At 60.1% G+C, this 20,661-nt stretch carries 13 protein-coding genes; 9 read left to right on the forward strand and 4 right to left on the reverse strand.

Annotated features, from left to right (window positions below; translation table 11 throughout):
• Together AC13QY_RS18925 and AC13QY_RS18930 are read right to left on the reverse strand one after the other, a co-directional pair.
• Positions 1-528 carry a GNAT family N-acetyltransferase gene (locus AC13QY_RS18925; protein WP_113330821.1) on the reverse strand — a complete coding sequence of 176 codons (528 nt, stop codon included), beginning with the start codon at positions 526-528 and terminating at the stop codon, positions 1-3.
• Between the two features lie 6 nt (positions 529-534).
• Complete coding sequence (locus AC13QY_RS18930) at positions 535-2,199, reverse strand: electron transfer flavoprotein-ubiquinone oxidoreductase (RefSeq protein WP_152096003.1); 1,665 nt, start codon at positions 2,197-2,199, stop codon at positions 535-537.
• A gap of 292 nt (positions 2,200-2,491) precedes the next feature.
• Here AC13QY_RS18930 and AC13QY_RS18935 point away from each other — a divergent pair, with 292 nt between their 5' ends.
• The 7 genes from AC13QY_RS18935 to AC13QY_RS18965 all read left to right on the forward strand — a co-directional run bounded on the left by AC13QY_RS18935 (position 2,492) and on the right by AC13QY_RS18965 (position 11,076).
• Positions 2,492-3,280, forward strand: coding sequence for an SDR family oxidoreductase (locus AC13QY_RS18935; RefSeq protein ID WP_113390329.1), 789 nt, complete (start codon positions 2,492-2,494; stop codon positions 3,278-3,280).
• 427 nt (positions 3,281-3,707) lie between these two features.
• A complete protein-coding gene (locus tag AC13QY_RS18940; RefSeq protein WP_113354036.1) occupies positions 3,708-4,940 on the forward strand; it encodes an efflux RND transporter periplasmic adaptor subunit in 1,233 nt (410 codons plus the stop codon).
• Entirely contained in the window at positions 4,937-8,056 is a 3,120-nt protein-coding gene (locus tag AC13QY_RS18945) for an efflux RND transporter permease subunit (protein ID WP_152096002.1), read from the forward strand. Before AC13QY_RS18940 ends, AC13QY_RS18945 begins: the two co-directional genes overlap by 4 nt.
• Positions 8,057-8,283: 227 nt before the next feature.
• Positions 8,284-9,573 (forward strand): Hsp70 family protein, encoded by a 1,290-nt coding sequence (locus AC13QY_RS18950; protein WP_152093527.1) that lies wholly within the window; start codon positions 8,284-8,286, stop codon positions 9,571-9,573.
• 55 nt (positions 9,574-9,628) lie between these two features.
• Complete coding sequence (locus tag AC13QY_RS18955) at positions 9,629-10,522, forward strand: uracil-DNA glycosylase (RefSeq protein ID WP_488493792.1); 894 nt, start codon at positions 9,629-9,631, stop codon at positions 10,520-10,522.
• A gap of 138 nt (positions 10,523-10,660) precedes the next feature.
• The gene (locus AC13QY_RS18960; RefSeq protein WP_092710297.1) at positions 10,661-10,852 is read left to right on the forward strand and encodes a hypothetical protein; all 192 of its coding nucleotides are present in this window, start codon (positions 10,661-10,663) and stop codon (positions 10,850-10,852) included.
• A 59-nt stretch (positions 10,853-10,911) separates the two neighbouring features.
• Complete coding sequence (locus AC13QY_RS18965) at positions 10,912-11,076, forward strand: hypothetical protein (protein WP_168192546.1); 165 nt, start codon at positions 10,912-10,914, stop codon at positions 11,074-11,076.
• Between the two features lie 74 nt (positions 11,077-11,150).
• Here the strand turns inward: AC13QY_RS18965 and AC13QY_RS18970 are convergent, their stop codons facing one another.
• Positions 11,151-12,002 (reverse strand): hypothetical protein, encoded by an 852-nt coding sequence (locus AC13QY_RS18970; RefSeq protein ID WP_183813258.1) that lies wholly within the window; start codon positions 12,000-12,002, stop codon positions 11,151-11,153.
• A 469-nt stretch (positions 12,003-12,471) separates the two neighbouring features.
• Between AC13QY_RS18970 and pepN the strand changes: the two genes are divergently transcribed.
• Positions 12,472-15,120, forward strand: coding sequence for an aminopeptidase N (pepN, locus tag AC13QY_RS18975; RefSeq protein ID WP_488493793.1), 2,649 nt, complete (start codon positions 12,472-12,474; stop codon positions 15,118-15,120).
• A gap of 229 nt (positions 15,121-15,349) precedes the next feature.
• Entirely contained in the window at positions 15,350-17,665 is a 2,316-nt protein-coding gene (locus tag AC13QY_RS18980; protein ID WP_113354030.1) for a PAS domain-containing sensor histidine kinase, read from the forward strand.
• Here the strand turns inward: AC13QY_RS18980 and AC13QY_RS18985 are convergent, their stop codons facing one another.
• A complete protein-coding gene (locus tag AC13QY_RS18985) occupies positions 17,666-20,623 on the reverse strand; it encodes a bifunctional [glutamine synthetase] adenylyltransferase/[glutamine synthetase]-adenylyl-L-tyrosine phosphorylase (RefSeq protein ID WP_113354029.1) in 2,958 nt (985 codons plus the stop codon).
• Between the last annotated feature and the right edge of the window lie 38 nt (positions 20,624-20,661).

Consider the following 20,661-nt stretch of genomic DNA (forward strand, 5'->3'; position numbering starts at 1 on the left):
TCAGAAGCGCAGCGCCATGGCCACGCGTCTGGCCGGATCAGCGCCGTGGTCAAATTCATTCTCCAGGATCTGCGTGAGAGCGGCCGACCTTTCTCCATCATCGAGGATTTGAAATCCTAAGGAGGCGTAGAATGGCGCGTTGAAGGCCACATGCCGGTCCGTCGTCAAAGTGACGCCAGTGGCCCCTTGCGCTCTCGCCGCCGCAATCGCAGCTTCCATCAGCCGACGCCCAACACCTCGCTTCTGCCAACGTCTAACGACATCGATTTCGGCGATGTAAACCGAGCTATCTTTCATAACGCCGGCCAAAAAGCCGAACGGCCGATCTTCATCGTCGACGGCAACGAACAGCAAGCCTTCCGCAAGGGATTGCTCCAACACGTCGAGAGGCAGGGACGTCGGCTCGCAAGCAACCGCGCCGGCCTCATGCAGAGCCCAGAAAGCATCGATCTCGATGGCAGCGAGCAGATGCAGTTCGTCGGCCCTGGCCGAACGGATCGTCCAGACGCCCTGTTCGATCTCCGTCATCGCATCTCACATATTCGGATAGACCGGCCCTTCGCCGCCCTGCGGCGGCACCCAGTTGATGTTCTGGTTCGGGTCCTTGATATCGCAGGTCTTGCAGTGGACGCAGTTCTGGGCGTTGATGACGAAGGTATCCTTGCCGTCCTTCTCCACCCATTCGTAGACGCCGGCCGGACAGTAGCGCGTTGACGGACCGGCATAAACGTCATGCTCCGAATTCTTCTGCAGTGCCATGTCCTTGACCTGCAGATGCACCGGCTGATCTTCCTCATGATTGGTGTTCGACAGGAACACCGAGGAGAGGCGGTCGAAGGTGAGCACGCCATCCGGCTTCGGATAGTCGATCTTCTGGTGCTGGGCTGCGGGCTCTAGGCTCTGCGCGTCCGTCTTGCCGTGCTTCAGCGTACCGAAGAAAGAGAAGCCGAACAGCTGGTTCGTCCACATGTCGAGGCCGCCGAGCGCCACGCCGATCGCCGTGCCGAACTTCGACCACAGCGGCTTGACGTTCCGGACGCGCTTCAGGTCCTTGCCGATATCCGAAGAGCGCCACTCGTTCTCGATCTCGACCACCTCGTCATTGCCGCGACCAGCCGCGATTGCCGCGGCGATCCTGTCTGCTGCCAGCATACCCGACAGCACCGCATTGTGGCTGCCCTTGATGCGGGGAACGTTGACGAAGCCGGCCGAACAGCCAATCAGCGCGCCCCCCGGGAAGGTGAGCTTCGGCACCGACTGATAGCCACCCTCGGTGATGGCGCGTGCGCCGTAGGAAATGCGCTTGCCGCCCTCGAAGGTGCCGCGGATGGCCGGATGGGTCTTGAAGCGCTGGAATTCCTCGAAGGGATAGAGATAGGGGTTCTTGTAGTTCAGGTGCACGACGAAGCCGACCGCGACCAAATTGTCTTCCAGATGGTAGAGGAACGAGCCGCCGCCCGTCTTCATGCCAAGAGGCCAGCCGAAGGAGTGCTGCACCAGGCCCTTCTTATGGTTCTCGCGCTTGACCTCCCAGAGCTCCTTGATGCCGATGCCGAACTTCGGCACGTCGCTGTTCCGCGCGAGATCAAACTTGGCAATCAGCTGCTTTGCGAGCGAGCCGCGCACGCCCTCGCCGATCAGCACGTATTTGCCGAGCAACGCCATGCCGCGGGTATAGTTCGGGCCGGGTTCGCCGTTCTTCTCGATGCCCATGTCGCCGGTCGCGACGCCGATGACGGCTCCCTCTTCATTATAGAGCACTTCGGTCGCGGCAAAGCCGGGATAGATCTCGACGCCGAGAGCTTCGGCCTTCTCGGCAAGCCAGCGACAGACATTGCCGAGCGAGACGATATAGTTGCCGTGATTGTTCATCAGCGGCGGCATCAGGAAATTCGGCAGGCGGACGGAGCCGGCAGGCCCCAGAAACAGGAAGTGGTCGCTCGTGACTTTGGTCTTGAAGGGATGCCCCTCCTCGTCACGCCAGCCCGGCAGCAGGCGGTCGATGCCGATCGGATCGACGACGGCGCCCGACAGGATATGCGCGCCAACCTCGGCCCCCTTCTCGAGCACGACGACGGTCAGATCGGGATTGATCTGCTTCAGCCGGATCGCCGCCGACAGGCCCGCTGGACCTGCGCCGACAATCACAACGTCGAATTCCATGCTCTCGCGTTCCGGCAGCTCGTTCGCGTCAGTCATTCATCTTCTCCGCTTGGCCGGCGTCCGATCATCCCGGATCGCAGCCTTGTCCCCTTGGGCGTCTTCCCCGTTTCGGTTATCTCTTGTCAAAATGGGAGGGGATTGTCGAGCCGGGAAGCGACAGGCAATCCCCCAATTTGCCCAACACGTAAAACAAGTTAAATGACCCTTACGTTAACGTCAATATTCTGATGGTATTTGCCATCAGTTGTGAAGTGCACCTTCCATAGTCGCCCGATGGCCCTCTATAAATGCCAATCAGACAATCCAAATAGTATGAAGGGTGATCAAGATGGATCTTCGTATTGGCGGGAAGCGCGCACTGGTGCTCGCCTCATCGAAGGGGCTGGGCCATGGCATCGCCGTGGCGCTTGCCCGCGAGGGCGTGAATGTCCTGCTCTGCGGCCGCAGCGGAGACCGGCTGGACAGCAATTGCAAGGCCATCAATGCCGAGGGCAAGGGCCGGGCCGACTGGATCTGGGCCGACCTCAACGACGAGAACTTCGTTGAGGTCGTCACCAAGGCTGCGACCGAGAAGCTCGGCGGCATCGACATCCTCGTCAACAATAGCGGTGGCCCGACTCCCGGCACGACGGAAGATATGACCGCCGACCGGCTGGAGACCTATTTCATCTCCATGGTGTCGCGGATCATTACCCTCACCAATGCGCTCTTGCCTGAGATGAAGGCACAGGGATGGGGACGCATCCTCACCGTCGCCTCCTCCGGCGTCATCGAGCCCATTCCTAATCTTGCGCTCTCCAACACGCTGCGCCCGGCGCTTGCGGGTTGGAGCAAGACGCTGGCCGGCGAAGTGGCGGCATACGGCATCACCGTGAACATGCTTCTGCCAGGCAGCATCGCGACCGACCGGCTGGCGGAGCTCGATTCGGCCACGGCGAAACGCGGCGGCAGAAGCCTCGACGAGGTCAGCGCCGAGCGCCAACAGCGCATCCCCGCCGGCCGCTACGGCCGCGTCGAGGAATTCGCCGCCACCGCCGCCTTCCTTTGCAGCGAACCGGCGAGCTACGTGACGGGCACCATGGTCCGCTGCGATGGGGGAGCTGCTCGCTCCCTTTGAGATCGCCACCGCGGCGAACAGAGTGCAGGCCCTTGCAACAGGGCCTGACAACACAATTCCGTGAGCTGCAGCAACGCTTCTATGCACGCTGCAGCACATCTTTACACTATAAATACCGCCTAAAGCTGTTTTGCCGACCGATTATTACATAACGGCAATCAAAAAATAGCCATTTGACTGTTTGCTGCACTGCACAAACAGAAACAATTCCAAAGCTTTCCAAGCTTTAATTTTTCGTCGTCCGGAACTGTGGTAGATTCCACAGCATCAGCGTTCATGAATTCGCGTTAAAGGGACAGAATTACCGAACGTTAGCGGTAACGGCGATGTATGGATTGCGGCGAAGCTCGTCTTTGTTGTGCGACGCAATAAATACACTTCACCGTCCTCGCGCTTCCTGCAACAAGCCCCGACCGGTTCTTTAAATATGAAAAAACTTTGGCTTCCCCTCGGCCTTCTCGTCGTCGCAGCCCTTGCGGCATGGAGCTATCGCGACCGTATTCCTTTCCTTTCCGCCTTTGTCGATCAAGCGTCCGCAGAAACCAAAGACGCCGGCAAGGCGGCGCAGGCCGGCGGCAAGCGTCAGGCCGGCCCAATTGCGGTAAAGACCGTTGCCGCAGTCAAAACTACGCTCCCAATGGACGTTCCCGCGACCGGCTGGGTCGTGCCGATCGATTCAACGACGATCGCCGCACAGGAGGCCGGGTTGATCACGCAGATCGCCGTAAAAGATGGCGCGACGGTCAAAGCCGGCGACCTGATCGCAAAACTCGATCCGCGTACGGCACAGGCTGCCGTCGACAAGGACAAGGCGAACATTACGAAAGACCAGGCAAACCTTGCCCAAGCGGAGACGGCGCTGACCCGTGCCAATAGCTTGCTCACGAGCAGCGCCGGCACTCAGGCGACTGCCGATGAAGCGCGTGCGACCCGCGACGGCGCCATTGCCACGCTCAGCGCGGACCAGGCACAGCTTGCCTCGGATCAAGTCCTGCTCGGAAATACCGACATACGGGCACCCTATGATGGCAGGCTTGGCGATGTCCAACTGAGCCTGGGTGCTTATGTCAGCGCCGGCACGCCGATCGTGACGATCAGCAAATATGATCCGGCATATATCAAGTTTACCATGCAGGAAAACAATCTGCGCGAACTGCAGGAACAGCTGGCCGCGGGTCCTGTTCACGTCACCACCGTTCCCCGTTCCGCACAGGGCAAGCCCCGCACCGGAACGATCACCTTTTACGACAACACGGTCGACCAGGCTTCCGGAACGATCGCCGTGAAGGCAACGTTCGAAAATGCCAACGGTGCCTTGTGGCCGGGACGCTCCGCGAATGTCATGGTTCACTTCGCCGACAACGAGCAGCTGATCGTCGTGCCGACCGTTGCCGTCAGCCCGGGGCCGGACGGCTATATCGCCTTTGTGGTGAAAGACAACAAGGTCAAGATTACGCCGGTGACGATTGCTCGCGCCAATGGCGGCCGCACAGCCGTCGCCACGGGCCTTTCGGTCGGCGATCATGTCGTTGTCGAAGGCCAGTCGCAACTGAACAACGGCACCGAAGTCAAGGAACAGTTCAGCGACAATCCAAACGAGAAGGTCGCTTCGGCCGATGATGGAAAAACAGAAACCATCGCAGTTGGAGCGCAACAATGATCCCGACCTTCTGTATCCAGCGTCCGGTCGCGACCACGCTCCTCGCTATCGGCGTGGTGCTTGCCGGTCTCGCCGGCTATCAGCTCATCCCCGTCGCGGCAGTGCCGCAGGTGGATTTCCCGACGATCAACGTCTCGGCCCAGCTGACGGGCGCCTCACCACAGACGATGGCGACATCGGTCGCTACGCCGCTGATCAAGCAATTCGAGACGATCCCCGGCATCAGCGAGATTTCTTCGACAAACTCGCTTGGCAATACCAGCATCGTGCTGCAGTTCAATCTCGACCGCAACATCGACGCCGCCGCCGGTGACGTGCAGGCGGCGATTTCGACCGCGCAAAGAAAACTTCCCAACAACCTGACCACCCCGCCAAGCTACCGGAAGACCAATCCGGCCGACGCGCCTGTCATGCTGATCGCCGTACAAAGCGACACCTTGCAGCGCAGCAAGCTCGACGATATCGCCGAGAACATCATCTCTCCATCGATCTCGACACTGCCTGGCGTCGCTGAAGTGACCGTAAACGGCGCGCAGACCTACGCGGTGCGCATCGACGTCGATCCGAACAAGCTTCTGGATCGCGGCATCGGTATCGACACGGTCAATACAGCCGTCGTCAACGCCAACAACCAGGTCCCGGTCGGCACGTTGCAAGACTCGGCGCAGAGCATGACGATCAATGCGAATACGCAGCGCGTCAACGCCGACGAGTTTCGCACGCTGGTGATTGCCAATCCCAACGGCAAGCCAATTCACCTCGGCGACGTCGCCGACGTGCAGGACAGCGTGGAAAACCAGAATATCGGTAGCTGGTATGATGGCCAGCGAGCGATCATTCTGGCTATTCAACGCCAGCCCGATGCCAACACCGTCGACGTTGTCGATGCCGTGAACAAGACGCTGCCGAAGCTGCAGGCCGAAATGCCGGCTTCCGTCAAAATGACCGTTATGAACGACTCGGCCCAGCCAATCCGCGAGGCCATCTCGGACGTCAAGTTTACCTTGCTGCTGACCATCGGCCTGGTCGTTCTCGTCATCTACCTGTTCACGGGCCACGTGACGGCAACGATTATCCCCGGCCTCGCCGTGCCCCTTTCGCTGATATCAACTTTCGGCATGATGTATGTGCTCGGCTATAGCGTCGACAATATCTCGCTGCTCGGATTGACGATCGCGGTGGGCCTCGTGGTGGATGACGCCATCGTCATGCTGGAGAACATTCTGCGGCACATGGAAGAAGGCATGCCTGTGCGGCAGGCAGCCATCCAGGGCGCGGCCGAAGTCAGCTATACGATTATCTCCATGTCGGTCTCGCTGATCGCCGTGTTCATCCCTATCCTGCTGATGGGCGGCGTCGTTGGCCGTATCTTCAACGAATTCGGAATGGTCGTGGCAATCGCCATCATATCGTCCGCGGTGGTTTCGCTGACCGTCACGCCGATGCTCGGCTCGCGTCTCTCCAACGCCCACAGCCATCCTCCCTTGCCGGTGCGCATCTTCAATAAGGGCTTCAACTGGACCGAGGTCAATTACGGCAAGGGCGTGGAATGGTGTATTCGCCATCGTTACATCGTGCTCGGAAGCTTCCTTGCTTCGGTCGCGCTGTCGGCCTACCTTTTCCTGACGCTGCCGGCCAGCTTCTTCCCCCAGGAAGACATCGGCCGGCTGCAGATTTCAACCCGCGCCCGCCAGGATATTTCCTATCCGGCAATGCGTGACCTTCAGAACCAGGCCGCTGCGGCGATCAAGGCGAATCCTGCCGTCGAGCACGTGATGTCGGTTGTCGGCGCTAGCGCGCGTCAGACACTCAACAACGGTACGATCTATGCCCAGTTAAAGGATAAGAAGGATCGTCCGCCTCTCGACCAGACTTTGCGCGAAATACGCGCCGCCGTCGCCAAAATCCCAGGCATTCAGGTCTTCATCAACCCTCAGCAAAGCCTTCGCTTCGGCGGACGCCAGACCGCCAGCCAATATCAGCTCGTCATCCAGGCGCTTAACGCCGATCTGACCAACGAGTGGGCCAACAAGATGCTGCAGGAGATGCGAAAGGATCCACGTTTCACCGACGTGACCACCGACGCGCAATACAATGCACTGCAGGCCAATATTGTGGTCGATACGGAGAAAGCCGCCGCCTACGGCATCAACAACAACCTGCTGCGCACCACGCTTGAGGAGGCCTTCAGCGACTACGCCGCCGCACAGATCCAATCGACCGGCGACAGCTATGACGTGATCATCGAATATGATGCGAACCAGCCTTGGGACGACCAGAAGCTGTCGCGTATCCATGTGACATCTTCGAGCGGCCAGCAGGTTCCATTGTCGGCCTTCGCGCGCATCGAGCGCAATACCGGTCCGGTGACCATCAACCAGACCGGTCAGCTCGTCTCGACCACCGTATCCTTCAACCTGCCGGCCGGCGAAGCGCTTGGCGACGCCACGGCACAGATCGAACAGATCAAGAAGGACATCAACATGCCGGCGGACATCTTCACGTCCTACGGCGGCACGGCGCAGATCTTCCAGCAGTCGCAGGGCAGCACGCCCTATTTGATCCTCGCTGCGGTGCTGACGATCTATGTGGTTCTCGGCGTTCTCTATGAGAGCTTCATCCATCCCCTGACCATTCTGTCCGGTCTGCCGGCCGCCGCTCTCGGCGCACTGCTTGCGCTGAAGATCTTCGGCTTCGACCTGTCGGTCATCGCGCTCATTGGCTTGCTGATGCTGATCGGTATCGTGAAGAAAAACGCGATCATGATGATCGACGTGGCGCTGGAAACGCTACGCTCGAGTACTGGCATGTCGCCGGCGGAAGCGATCCACGAAGCCTGCGTACGCCGTTTCCGCCCGATCATGATGACCACCTTCTGCGCCCTGCTCGGCGCCCTGCCGATCGCGGTCGGCAGCGGCGCAAGCTCCGAGCTGCGCCAGCCGCTCGGTATCGCTGTGGTCGGCGGCTTGGTGGTGTCGCAGCTTCTGACCCTGTTCATCACGCCTGTCATCTTCCTGGAGATGAACCGCCTGAGCGACTTCCTCGGTCGTTTCGGCCGGCGCAAGGACGACGACCCGCACCAGAAGGAACCGCCGTCGGCGATTGCCGCGGAATGACAAAAACGGGCGCCGAAAGGCGCCCATTCCTTTTCCAGCAAAGCGAAACGCATCGCGGTGAAATACTGTCGGCGGATACCACGGCGGGCAAAAATAAAAGCACCTCTCCGTCTTGAACTTGACGTCCAGCCATGTCATGACGCGCCCTCTTTGCGACAGGGCGCGTCATGCGTCCCATCAGGGGCTTGGCCCCAATCCAGACAATTTCGACGGAAAGGAGTGCGGGCATGGCTCGGGCGCTTGGTTTCGACTTCGGCACCACGAACACGGTTCTGGCGATGGCCGAAGGACCCGCGACGCAATCGGTCGCCTTCAACAGCACGGCCGGCACCGCCGACAGCATGCGCACCGCGCTCTCCTTCATGAAGGATCCGGGGCTGGGTGCGGCCGCGCTCAAGGTCGAGGCAGGACATGCGGCCATCAGGCAGTTTATCGACAATCCCGGCGACTGCCGCTTCCTGCAGTCGATCAAGACTTTTGCGGCGAGCGCACTCTTCCAGGGTACGCTGATCTTCGCCAAGCGCCACAGCTTCGAGGATCTGATGGAGATCTTCGTGCGTCGCCTGCGCGCCTACGCCGGAGAGGGATGGCCGGAGAATGTTTCGCGCATCGTCACCGGCCGACCGGTGCATTTTGCTGGCGCCAACCCGAACCCTGCCCTTGCCACCGAGCGCTACAATGCCGCTCTGGCACGATTCGGCTTTCCGGAAATTCACTACGTCTACGAGCCGGTGGCGGCGGCCTTCTACTTCGCCCAACACCTGAAGAAGGATGCGACCGTGCTGGTGGCCGACTTCGGCGGCGGCACAACCGACTATTCGCTCATCCGCTTCGAGACCCATGCCGGAAAGCTGACGGCGACGCCGATCGGCCATTCCGGTGTCGGCATCGCCGGCGATCATTTCGATTTCCGGATGATCGACAACATCGTCTCGCCGGCCATCGGCAAGGGAAGCTACTTCAAGAGCTTCGACAAGCTGCTGGAAGTGCCGACCTCCTACTACGCCAATTTCGGCCGCTGGAACCAGCTCTCGATATTCAAGACCTCGCGCGAATATGCCGACCTGAAGACGCTGGTGCGCAGCAGCCTGGAGCCGGAGAAGCTGGAAACCTTCATCGAGCTGGTCGAGCATGACGAAGGCTATCCGCTCTATCAGGCCGTATCTGCGACGAAGATGGCGCTTTCGAGCGAGGAAGAGGCCGAATTCAACTTCCCGCCGCTCGGCAAGGCCGGCCGCAAGCATGTTCGCCGCGCTGACTTCGAAAGCTGGATCGCCGAAGATCTTGCCCGTATCGAAGGGGCATTGGACGATGTGCTGACAACCACCAACACATCACCGAATGCGATCGACAAGGTGTTCCTGACCGGCGGCACCTCCTTCGTGCCGGCCGTTCGGCGCATCTTCACGGAACGCTTCGGCCAGGAGCGCATCGAAACGGGCGGCGAACTGCTGTCCATCGCCCATGGTTTGGCCCTGATTGGCGAGCGCGACGATATCGCCCAGTGGACGGCGTGAGATAGCCGACCATCCTGCCCTTTCGTTCCCGCGCCGCTTTGGTTAGAGTTCGCCCATGATTTCCGCCAGCGACCTCACACCGGCCGAGCTTGCCGCCCTTCTGCACTTCCATGCGGATGCCGGCGTTGATTGGCTGCTGGAAGATGAGCCGGTGGATCGGTTTGCGGAATTCGAGGCGATGCGCGCCGCGCGGCAGGGCTCGCGCGCAACGCAGCCAAGGGCCGAAGCGCCAGCACCCGCACCCGCCACACGGTCACAGCCCGAGCGTCGCCCCGCCGCAAAGCCGGCGACGCCTGCCGCGGCATCACCACCGCGCGCAACGCCGGCCATTCCCGACGAGCAAGCCGTGGAACAGGCCCGATTCGCGGCCGAAAGTGCGCGTTCTCTCAGTGAGTTGAAGACTGCGATCGAAGCCTTCAATGGCTGCAACCTCAAGAACAGCGCCCGCTCGACGATCTTTGCGAGCGGCACGCCGGAGGGCCGGATCATGGTGATCGGGCCGATGCCGAGCGCCGACGATGATCGCGAGGGGGCACCGTTTGCCGGCCGCGCGGGACAGTTGCTCGACAGGATGCTCGCCGCCATCGGCCTGCAGCGCGATTCGATCCTGCTCACCAACGTCATTCCGTGGCGACCGCCGGGCAACCGCTCCCCTTCTCCCGCAGAAATCGAGATATGTCGTCCGTTCATAGAACGGCAGATTGCACTTGCCGAGCCGAAGGCTGTGCTGCTGCTCGGTAATTTCACCGCCCGCCACTTCTTCGGCGGTGGCGAAACCATCCATGGATTGCGCGGACAATGGCGGGAAATCAGCATTCTCGGCCGAACTATCCCCGCTATCGCCAGCCTGCATCCGCAGGAACTGCTGACTGCGCCGATCAATAAACGTCTGGCGTGGAGCGATCTTCTGGCCTTCAAGAATTATATCGCCGCTGAAATATTAGGCTAATTTCAACAGCCATTAATGGAGAATGACACAAGTTATGCATTTATTGCATGGCAGTCTTCCTTTGCTGTGCGTTGCAGAATCTATGTTGCACTGCAATATAAAGGTTGTCTTGGGAGGAATTCGAAAGGAACCAAGGCAATGACTGCACGTTTTCGCCCTATTCACTGCGGGTTTGATACCCTGCGCCGCGCCATCGAGCCCGTGCGCGCCATAAACGGCCATCGCAATCTCGGCATTGCTGCCAATGAGCAGATGACCGCACGAGGCACCGGCATCTCGGCTCGCATCAGCCGCCCGACGGCAATTTTCGCCGATTTCCGCGCCTGCTGACTTGCGGGCGCGAATTGCCGGGCGATCCAGCGTAACGTTCAAGTATCGGGATACCCATCATGTCTTCAGGTTTGCGTTCATTCATCGCTCTGCTCGATTCCGTCGGCCATATCGGCTCTGCGGTGCGGGCCGCCGAGGAATTCGAGCGCGCACGCAATTTTCACAAGGACGAGTGCCGCAGCACAAGCGCTGCCCGGATCGTCGCGACCAGCATTCCGCTTTGAGATTTTACAGGCAGAATTACTCTGCCTGATCAACGGCTCGGACCGAACGGGCAGTTCCGAGAGAGCCCTGCCCTCTATGTGGACCGCGCCCAGGCGAAGGCCTCATCGACCGCAGCCAATTTTACGGCCTGCCATCCGCAATACTGATCGAGAAAATTGCGCGATATCCACATACGCGTCTTCTTGGGTTCGTCATGCCAGCCGATGTCTCCGCGGTCGGCAGATTTACGCAGGATACGCTGCAAATGGGTACGCGATATCATAAAATGCGCGGCGAGAGCGCGGGCATCGACATGGCCGATATCGATTCGATCGCCGACTTCTCCACTGAGATCCAGCCTTGACACGATATGATCGACAACAAGACCGCCGGATTCCGTCCAGAGAAATAGGCCTACGCTTTCCGGCGGTTCGCGCCAGATGTCGGCGGCCAGACAATTGCGGGTCATGCGCGGCTGTGCCAGATCCATCAGCATCGGCGAAGCCACTAGCGCGGCTGCGCGGCTGCCATTGTCAAGGAGATCGAGCGCGGCCAGATTGGCGAGATACCAGCCGAACATCGCCGTATAGCTGATTTCGGTCGGCACGTAGCGGCGCGGACGGCGGGCAGGACCTGGAGCCAACTCCAGGAAGCGATAGGTCAGCAGTTCCTCGATGAAGCTCAGGACCGTGTTGCGGCTGGCGATGCGGTAATGCGTGATGAGGTTGCGCAGGGCAACAACGGTCAGCCCCGAGCCCGGAATCCCCGGATCATATTCAAGATGAAGCGCATAGGCGGCCTGGGTCAGAAGCCAGCGCTGATGTGAGGCGAGCATGCGCGCAACCCTCGGGCCGCTATCATAACGGTTACGCAATGTCTCAGAGAGAAAGCTCAAGGATGCTACGAACTTGGGATGACGAGCAAGTTGCTCGATGGGAAAACTCAATCGGGCCTCCTGGGGTGCCCTTCTTAAAAGCAACAGAAAGTGGATGTTTCATTTTTGTGAACAAAACTATCGGAATCGATCATAATTCCGACATCTAATAGCATGCTATAGTTATGCAAGCGCTTTTATATCGCAAGGGGTTAAACAAATAATTTACTTTAAATTATTGTTTCCCGACCGTAACGGCCTGCATCCAACAGCAATGCAGTCATGATGATCCACCGGAACGTTATGGTAGCAATTGCACTGTCGGTCTGCAAATGCAGGCGTAGAGCTACCACTTTTTATTCGAATAGCTGAATCGAGAGCCGCTCGGCGAGCGAATACTTATTGTGCCATAACAAAACATATCGGCATTGCGATATGACTTTAACTTTGGTTCAGATTTCGGTGTAATGATGCGGCACTTTCAGTCCGGAGGAGGGCTTCGGACTGTGCCCGCCACAGCATAGCCTGATCAGGATAGACCATGCGCACAGACACCGGCCAGATCGTCAATCTGGCAGACTATCGTCCCACCGACTTCGTTCTGGAACGCGTGGACCTCACCTTCGATCTGCATCCGACCGAGACCAAAGTGGAGGCACGGCTGATCTTCCATCGGCGCGAAGGTATCGATCCCAAGGCACCCCTGGTGCTCGATGGCGACGAGCTGTTGCTCTCCGGCCTGCTGCTCGATCAGGCGGAGCTGCCTGTCGCGCAATATGACGCCACGCCTGAAAGCCTCACGGTTCGCGATCTGCCGGAAAGCACGCCCTTCGAGCTGACGATCACGACCGTGATCAACCCGGAAGCCAACACGCAGCTGATGGGTCTCTATCGCACCGGCGGCATTTATTGCACGCAGTGCGAGGCCGAAGGCTTCCGCCGTATCACCTATTTCCCCGACCGGCCGGATGTTCTCGCCCCCTATACGGTCAACATCATAGCCGATAAGGCCGCCAATCCGCTGCTGCTGTCGAACGGCAATTTCCTCGGCGGCGCCGGCTATGGTGAAGGCAAGCATTTCGCCGCGTGGTTCGATCCGCACCCGAAGCCGAGCTATCTCTTCGCGCTCGTCGCTGGCGATCTTGGTATCGTCGAAGACACGTTCACCACAATGTCCGGCCGTGAGGTCGCACTGAAGATCTATGTCGAGCACGGCAAGGAGCCGCGTGCGACCTACGCCATGGATGCGCTGAAGCGCTCGATGAAGTGGGACGAAGAGCGGTTCGGCCGCGAATACGATCTCGACATCTTCATGATCGTCGCCGTATCGGACTTCAACATGGGGGCGATGGAGAATAAGGGCCTCAACGTCTTCAACGACAAGTACGTTCTGGCCGACCCCGAGACGGCAACCGATGCCGACTATGCCAATATCGAAGCCATCATCGCGCACGAATATTTCCACAACTGGACGGGCAACCGCATCACCTGCCGCGACTGGTTCCAGCTCTGCCTCAAGGAGGGCCTGACCGTCTATCGCGATCACGAATTTTCCGCCGATCAACGTTCGCGTCCCGTCAAGCGGATTGCCGAAGTCCGTCACCTGAAGTCGGAACAGTTTCCAGAGGACAGCGGGCCGCTTGCCCATCCAGTGCGGCCGACGACATACCGTGAAATCAATAACTTCTATACGACGACCGTCTATGAGAAGGGCAGCGAAGTCACACGCATGATCGCGACGCTGCTCGGCCGCGATCTCTTCAAGAAGGGCATGGACCTCTATTTCGATCGGCATGACGGACAGGCTGTCACGATCGAAGATTTCGTCAGATGTTTCGAGGATGTCAGCGGTCGCGATCTCACACAGTTTTCGCTGTGGTATCACCAAGCCGGCACGCCGCTCGTCACGGCATCCGGCGCCTATGATGCCGATGCCAAGACGTTCACCCTGTCGCTCGAGCAGATGGTGCCGGCGACGCCGGGCCAGACCGTGAAGAAGCCGATGCACATTCCGCTACGCATGGGCTTGCTCGCCGAAGACGGCACGATCATCACGCCCGCGTCCGTTACCGGGGCAGAGCTCACCGACGATGTCCTGCATCTGACGAAGCAGGCGCAGACCGTGACATTCCACGGCATTCCCTCGCGGCCGGTTCTTTCGCTCAATCGCAGCTTCTCGACGCCGATCAACCTGCAATTCAGCCAGAGCACCCAGGACCTTGCACTGATTGCTCGCTACGAGACCGATCATTTCGCCCGCTGGCAGGCGCTGATCGATCTTGGCCTGCCGAACCTCTTGCAGGCGGCGCGCGATATACGCCAAGGCACCGATATCACTTGCGATTCTGCCTTCACCGAGGCGCTGCTCGCAGCCGCAGCCGACGAAAGCCTGGAGCCGGCATTCCGCGCTCAGGCACTCGCCCTGCCCAGCGAGGCCGATATCGCCCGCGAACTCGGCGGCAACAACGACCCCGATGCCATTCACGCCGCGCGCCAGACGATCATCAAGCGGGTCGCGGAAGCTGGAAAGCATGTCTTCACCGCCCTCTATGACAGCATGCAGACGTCCCGCCCCTTTACCCCGGATTCGGCAAGCGCCGGTCGCCGCGCCTTGCGCAATACGGCACTGAGCTATCTCTCGCAGTTGGACGAGACGCCAGCGAGAGCAAAGGCCGCCTATGACGCGGCGAACAACATGACCGATCTCAGTGCGGCACTGACCATTCTGGCGCAGCGCTTCCCGGATACTGCCGAGACGGCGGCAGCGCTTGCGCATTTCCGCGACCGCTTCGCAGACAATGCGCTCGTCATCGACAAGTGGCTCGCCATTCAGGCCGCGATTCCTGGCGCCGGCGCGCTGGAGCGCATCCGGCTGCTCATGGGGACACCGCTGTTCAAGCACACCAATCCCAACCGCGTGCGGGCGCTGATCGGCACCTTCGCCTTCGCCAACCCCACCGGCTTTGGCCGCGTAGATGGTGCCGGATACAATTTCCTGGCCGACGAGATCCTCGAGATCGATCAGCGCAACCCGCAGCTTGCGGCACGCATCCTGACTTCAATGCGCTCCTGGCGCCTGCTGGAGCCGGTGCGGGCCGACCATGCCCGCGCGGCGCTGATGCGGATCGAGCGCGCAGGCGGTCTTTCGACCGACGTGCGCGACATCGTCGAACGTATCCTCAAGGAGTGATTTCGATCGCCCGGTGCGCCGATTTCGAGGGCTGATTTGCATTGGCCTTTTCAGCTTCAACGAGTCCCGAAAGCGTGCAACTTACCGCTGCGTGTGCAAAATATGCTGAAATCGCAGATGGTTAAGAAAGTTTTACCGCACCCTCTGGACAAGCCGAATCACGAATGATTCATTAGGGCAGATTCGGGCGAGCGTCGCAGCGAATCACACGAGGGACAAGGCTAAAGCGATGGTGGACGTGCGGCGGGCAACCGCGGCCGATGGACGGCTGCGTGTTAATTTCGACGGTCTGAAATCCTGGCATAGCGGCGTTACCGATCGAACCGGAGTGCGGGTGAAGACGATTTCACGTCGTTTTCCGCAGACGGAGCATATTCTCAAGCGCATCATTCCCGTCCTCATCGTTTCCTTCCTGATGGTCGTCGCCGCCTCGCATTTCTTCGGCATGATCACGGAGCATAGCCGGATGGCGGCTTCCGCCCGCCGAACGACCTCGCTTTCGATCGCAGCAGCCGCCGCCGCCTTTTCGAATGATGCCAGCCTGTTCCAGGCCGGCGACCGCAGCGGCGCAGAACGGAAACTGGCCTCCTATCTGCCGCAGGATCGACTGGACACCGGCGCTTTCGTCCTGTTGGTGCAGGCAAGCGGCCGGGTGTTCGGCTCATCGGCCGCCGGCTCAGGCTATATCGGAATGCTCGTCTCCGACTTCTTTCCCGAAGTGACGGCCATCCGCAGTTTTGGCGACCATGCCGGCGTAATCGAGACCATGATTGGCGGCGAGCCCTTCTACGCAGCCATTTCCCTGATCGGCGACAAGGGTGATTTCATTCTGTCGGCTGCATCGATGGATCAGATCGACAAGCTCTGGCGCGACGAGCTGACGCTGAACGTCACACTGTTTGCCGGCATATCCTCCATCCTGCTCGTCATCCTCTACGCCTATTATACGCAGGTGAAACGCGCCCGGGACGCCGACGAAATCTTCCTCGAATCCAACCTGCGGGTCGAGACGGCGCTGTCGCGCGGGCGCTGTGGTCTTTGGGATTTCGATTTCACCAGCCGCCAATTCTTCTGGTCGCGGTCGATGTACGACATGCTCGGGCTGCCGGTCGCCGACAAGCCACTCGCTTTCACGGACGCGGCGCGGCTGATGCATCCGGACGACAACAGCCTACATATGCTTGCCCGCACAGTCACCCGGGGCAATGCCGGCCAGGTGGACCAGATCCTGCGCATTCGCCACGCCAAAGGGCATTATGTCTGGATGCGCGCCCGCGCCCAGATAATCCGCACCAATTCCGGCCGCGTCCACATGATCGGCATCGCGATGGACGTGACTGAACAGCACCGCCTGGCGCAACGCTATGCGGAGGCCGACCAGCGCCTGGCCGATGCTATCGAATGCACCTCCGAAGCCTTCGTGCTGTGGGACAAGAACGATCGCTTGGTCATGTGCAACGCGCATTTCCAGCAGGCTTATGGTCTGCCCGACAATGTGCTCGTTCCCGGCACCGAGCGCGCCGTCGTCAATGCCGCTGCGGCACGACCGGTCATCGAGCGCCGCATCGTCGATCCCGGCCGCTCCAATCATTCGCAGACGACGGAGGTGCAGCTCGCCGACGAGCGCTGGCTGCAGATCAATGAGCGTCGCACGCGCGACGGTGGCCTTGTCTCCGTCGGTACCGACATCACACAGCTCAAGCGCAATCAGGAGCGCCTTCGCGACTCCGAGCGCCGGCTGATGGCGACGATCAATGATCTCTCCGCATCGCGGCAGATCCTGGAGAAGCAGAAGGCGGAGCTTTCGACCGCCAACGCCAATTATCTCGCCGAGAAGGAGCGCGCCGAAGCCGCCAACAGGGCCAAATCGGAATTCCTCGCCAACATGTCGCATGAACTGCGCACGCCGCTCAACGCCATTCTCGGCTTCTCGGAAATCCTGCAGGACCAGATGTTCGGTCCGCTCGGCTCGGCCCGCTACAACGAATATGCCAAGGACATTCACGACAGCGGCAAGCATCTGCTCAACGTCATCAACGACATTCTCGACATGTCGAAGATCGAAGCCGGGCATATGAAGCTCTCCTGCGAGCGGATCAATCTCGCACCGCTCATCGAGGAATGCCTACGCTTCACCCGCATTCCGGCCGCGCAGAAGAACATTCTCGTCGAGCAAGATATTTCCTCCGAGATCAAGCTCAATGCCGACCGGCGGGCGATGAAGCAGATCGTGCTAAACCTGCTCTCCAATGCCGTGAAATTCACCAATGACGGCGGCCGCATCGCGGTTCGCACACGCAGGGTCGACGATGCCGTCATGCTCGTCATCGCCGATACCGGTATCGGCATTCCGAAATCGGCGCTCGGCAAGATTGGCCAGCCCTTCGAACAGGTGCAGAGCCAATATGCCAAGAGCAAGGGAGGCTCCGGCCTGGGGCTCGCCATTTCCAGATCGCTGACCGCGCTGCATCAAGGCCGCATGCGCATCCGCTCGCGCGAAGGTATCGGCACGGTGATCGCAATCCGCATCCCGGATCAGAGCTGATCAGCTTCCGACTGTTGCCTGGAATACTTTCCGAACGGCCTTCGACAGGCGCTTCAGCTCCGCTTCCAGCGTGCGGATATCCGGGCAATCGCCGGCGCGGCAAACCAGTTCGATCAGGCCGGAAGGCGTGTTTTTCGGATCGAACGTGCCATCGATGCAAAGGCGGATAAGCTGCGACACTTCCGTATAGAGCTGCAGAGCTTCCAGGCAGACGTCCAGATCGTTGCGATCCATCAGGCTGCCGCCGAGCAGTTTCAACGCTTCGGCGGTGCTGAGGCCGTTTGCATCGATGCCAACGCCGCGAACCGACGCGATCAGCCGCAGATATTGCGCGATGAATTCGATATCGATCAGGCCGCCGGGGATCAGTTTCAGATCCCAGATGCTTTCCGGCGGCTTTTCCTGTTCGATCAGGGCGCGCATCTCGCGAACATCCTTAGCGATCCTGGCGACATCTCTCTTTGTCGAAAGAACCTCGCCTATGACGCGCTCCGCATCGTTCACCAGCTTCTCGTCGCCGCAGATCAGGCGCGACCGCGATAGAGCCATATGTTCCCACGTCCAGGCTTCCTCGCGCTGGTACTTCTCGAAGGAATTGATGCGCGTGGCGACCGGCCCCTTGTTGCCGGAGGGACGCAAGCGCATGTCCACCTCATAGAGCACGCCCTCGGCCGTCGGCGCCGAAAGGGCCGCGATCAGGCGCTGCGTGACGCGGGTAAAATAGCGCGTGGCATCGAGCGGCTTCGGACCATCGGATTCGCTGGCTGCGTCGTCGTAATCGTAAAGCAGGATGATATCGATATCGGAACCAGCCGAGAGCTCGAAACTGCCAAGTTTGCCCATTCCGACGATGGCAACTCGCCCGCCGGGATAGTCCCCATGCGCCCCCCGGATTTCCTTCAAGACGGCATCCAGCGCTGCCTCGACGATGAGATCGGCAAGATAAGTAAAGGCGCGGGCCGCCATGACGCCGCCTATTGCACCCGTCAACAGGCGAATACCGATCAGGAAACGCTGTTCGGAGGCAAAGATGCGCAGGAGATCGAGCGTCTCTTCATAATGCCGTGCCGGGGCAAGAAAGCTCTGGAGGCGCTCTGCCAGATAGTCGCGCGTCGGCAATTCCGCCATCAGCGTTGGATCCAGCATGCCGTCAAAGACATGCGGCTTGGCCGCGATGATCTCGGCAAGTCGCGGCGCCGACGACATAATGTTGACGATGAGCGAGAGAAGCGCCGGATTGTTCCCGAGCAGCGAGAAGAGCTGTATGCCTGCCGGCAGGCCGGAAATGAAGCTGTCGAAGCGCAACAAAGCCTTGTCGGCACGCTTGCTTTCGCCAAAGACTCGCAGCAGCTCCGGCGTCAGTTCCGTCAACCGTTCTCGTGCCTCTACCGATTGCGTCGCGCGATATCGACCGTAATGCCAGGTGCGGATGACGTTGGCGATGTCAGAGGGGCGATCGAAGCCAAGACGGCGTAGCGTCTCCAGGGTATCGGGATCGTCGCCCTGGCCGGTAAAGACCAGATTGCCAGTTTCGCTCGATAGTTTGGTTTCCTGTTCGAACAGGCGCGCATAGCGGCGCTCGACGGTTTTCAACGTCGTCACCAGCGCTTCGGAAAAAGCCGACACGTCGGCAAAACCCATCATGTAGGCGATGCGGCGGAGTTCGGCATCGGTTTCCGGCAACAGATGCGTCTGCTCGTCGCGCACCATCTGGATGCGATGCTCGACGTCGCGCAGGAACCAATAGGCCGTCACCAGTTCGTCGCGCGTTTCCGCATCGATCCACTTCGCCTCGGTCAGCTCGAAAAGCGTCTCCTCCGTCGATCGGCTGCGCAGAGACGGCATGCGACCGCCAGCAATCAGCTGCTGCGTCTGCACGAAGAACTCAATCTCACGAATGCCGCCGCGGCCAAGCTTGACGTTATGGCCTTTGACCGCGATGGCGCCGTGTCCTTTATGCGCGTGGATCTGCCGCTTGATGGAGTGGATGTCTGATATCGCGGCGTAATCCAGATATTTGCGGAAGACGAAGGGCACGAGATCGCGGATGAAAGCCTGACCGGCAGCGATATCACCGCCGATGGGACGCGCCTTGATGAAGGCGGCGCGCTCCCAGTTCTGCCCCCTGCCCTCGTAATAGATCATCGCAGCGTCCACAGGGATCGCGAGCGGCGTGGAGCCGGGATCGGGACGCAGACGGAGATCGGTGCGGAAGACATAGCCATCTGCCGTGCGCTCCTGCAGGATGCGCACCAGCCGGCGCATCAGCCGCGGGAAGATGTCGATGGCATCATCGGGATCGGGCACGATGCCTGCCGTCTCATCGAAAAAGACAACCAGATCGATGTCGGAGGAATAGTTCAGCTCTTCGGCGCCGAGCTTGCCCATCCCGAGGACGATCAACCCGGATTTCCAACTCGGGGCGGCGGGATCGGGAACCGCGATCTTGCCGGCCTCGTGCGACGACAGCAACAGGTGATCGATCGCCGCTGAGATGGAGGCCTCTGCAAGCCTGCTCAGCCAGCGTGTGGTCACCCTGCCATCATAGATGCGCGCGAGATCGGCAAGGGCAACGAGGAAGGCCGCACGGCGTTTGGCAATGCGCAGACGGCTCATTACCTCAGATTCAGCAGGAGAGGCACCTTCCCCATCCGCGGGCAGCCAGGCGCGGCGAGCCTCTTCCACCAGCCCTTCGATCTGCGGCGACAGCGGCTTCTCGATCGCGGCGACGAGGAGCGACGGTTCGAGATTGGCGATTTCGCGCAAATGAGGGGACAGGGTCAGAGCCGCGACGATGAAATCCCGCAACGCACTTTCGCCCGCAAGGAGATCGGCAACGACCGGCTCCGTTCCGGCGATCTGCTTGAGATCGGCAAGCGCAGACTTCGTCTCCGTCTGGTTCAACGGCCGCAACCGCCCGGCCGGAACATCCCGCAGCAAATCGCTTTGCGTCGTCATGCAGTTCTCCCCAACAGCAAGCGGATACAGCATGATGC

It is taken from the genome of Martinezella sp. CNPSo 3795, assembly GCF_057784475.1.

What these genes read in the sequence shown, in the direction of transcription:
- AC13QY_RS18925 (WP_113330821.1), bottom strand. Translation starts at nt 528, where the DNA reads ATGACGGAGATCGAACAGGGCGTCTGGACGATCCGTTCGGCCAGGGCC.
- AC13QY_RS18930 (WP_152096003.1), bottom strand. Translation starts at nt 2,199, where the DNA reads ATGACTGACGCGAACGAGCTGCCGGAACGCGAGAGCATGGAATTCGAC.
- AC13QY_RS18935 (WP_113390329.1), top strand. Translation starts at nt 2,492, where the DNA reads ATGGATCTTCGTATTGGCGGGAAGCGCGCACTGGTGCTCGCCTCATCG.
- AC13QY_RS18940 (WP_113354036.1), top strand. Translation starts at nt 3,708, where the DNA reads ATGAAAAAACTTTGGCTTCCCCTCGGCCTTCTCGTCGTCGCAGCCCTT.
- AC13QY_RS18945 (WP_152096002.1), top strand. Translation starts at nt 4,937, where the DNA reads ATGATCCCGACCTTCTGTATCCAGCGTCCGGTCGCGACCACGCTCCTC.
- AC13QY_RS18950 (WP_152093527.1), top strand. Translation starts at nt 8,284, where the DNA reads ATGGCTCGGGCGCTTGGTTTCGACTTCGGCACCACGAACACGGTTCTG.
- AC13QY_RS18955 (WP_488493792.1), top strand. Translation starts at nt 9,629, where the DNA reads ATGATTTCCGCCAGCGACCTCACACCGGCCGAGCTTGCCGCCCTTCTG.
- AC13QY_RS18960 (WP_092710297.1), top strand. Translation starts at nt 10,661, where the DNA reads ATGACTGCACGTTTTCGCCCTATTCACTGCGGGTTTGATACCCTGCGC.
- AC13QY_RS18965 (WP_168192546.1), top strand. Translation starts at nt 10,912, where the DNA reads ATGTCTTCAGGTTTGCGTTCATTCATCGCTCTGCTCGATTCCGTCGGC.
- pepN (WP_488493793.1), top strand. Translation starts at nt 12,472, where the DNA reads ATGCGCACAGACACCGGCCAGATCGTCAATCTGGCAGACTATCGTCCC.
- AC13QY_RS18980 (WP_113354030.1), top strand. Translation starts at nt 15,350, where the DNA reads ATGGTGGACGTGCGGCGGGCAACCGCGGCCGATGGACGGCTGCGTGTT.
- AC13QY_RS18985 (WP_113354029.1), bottom strand. Translation starts at nt 20,623, where the DNA reads ATGACGACGCAAAGCGATTTGCTGCGGGATGTTCCGGCCGGGCGGTTG.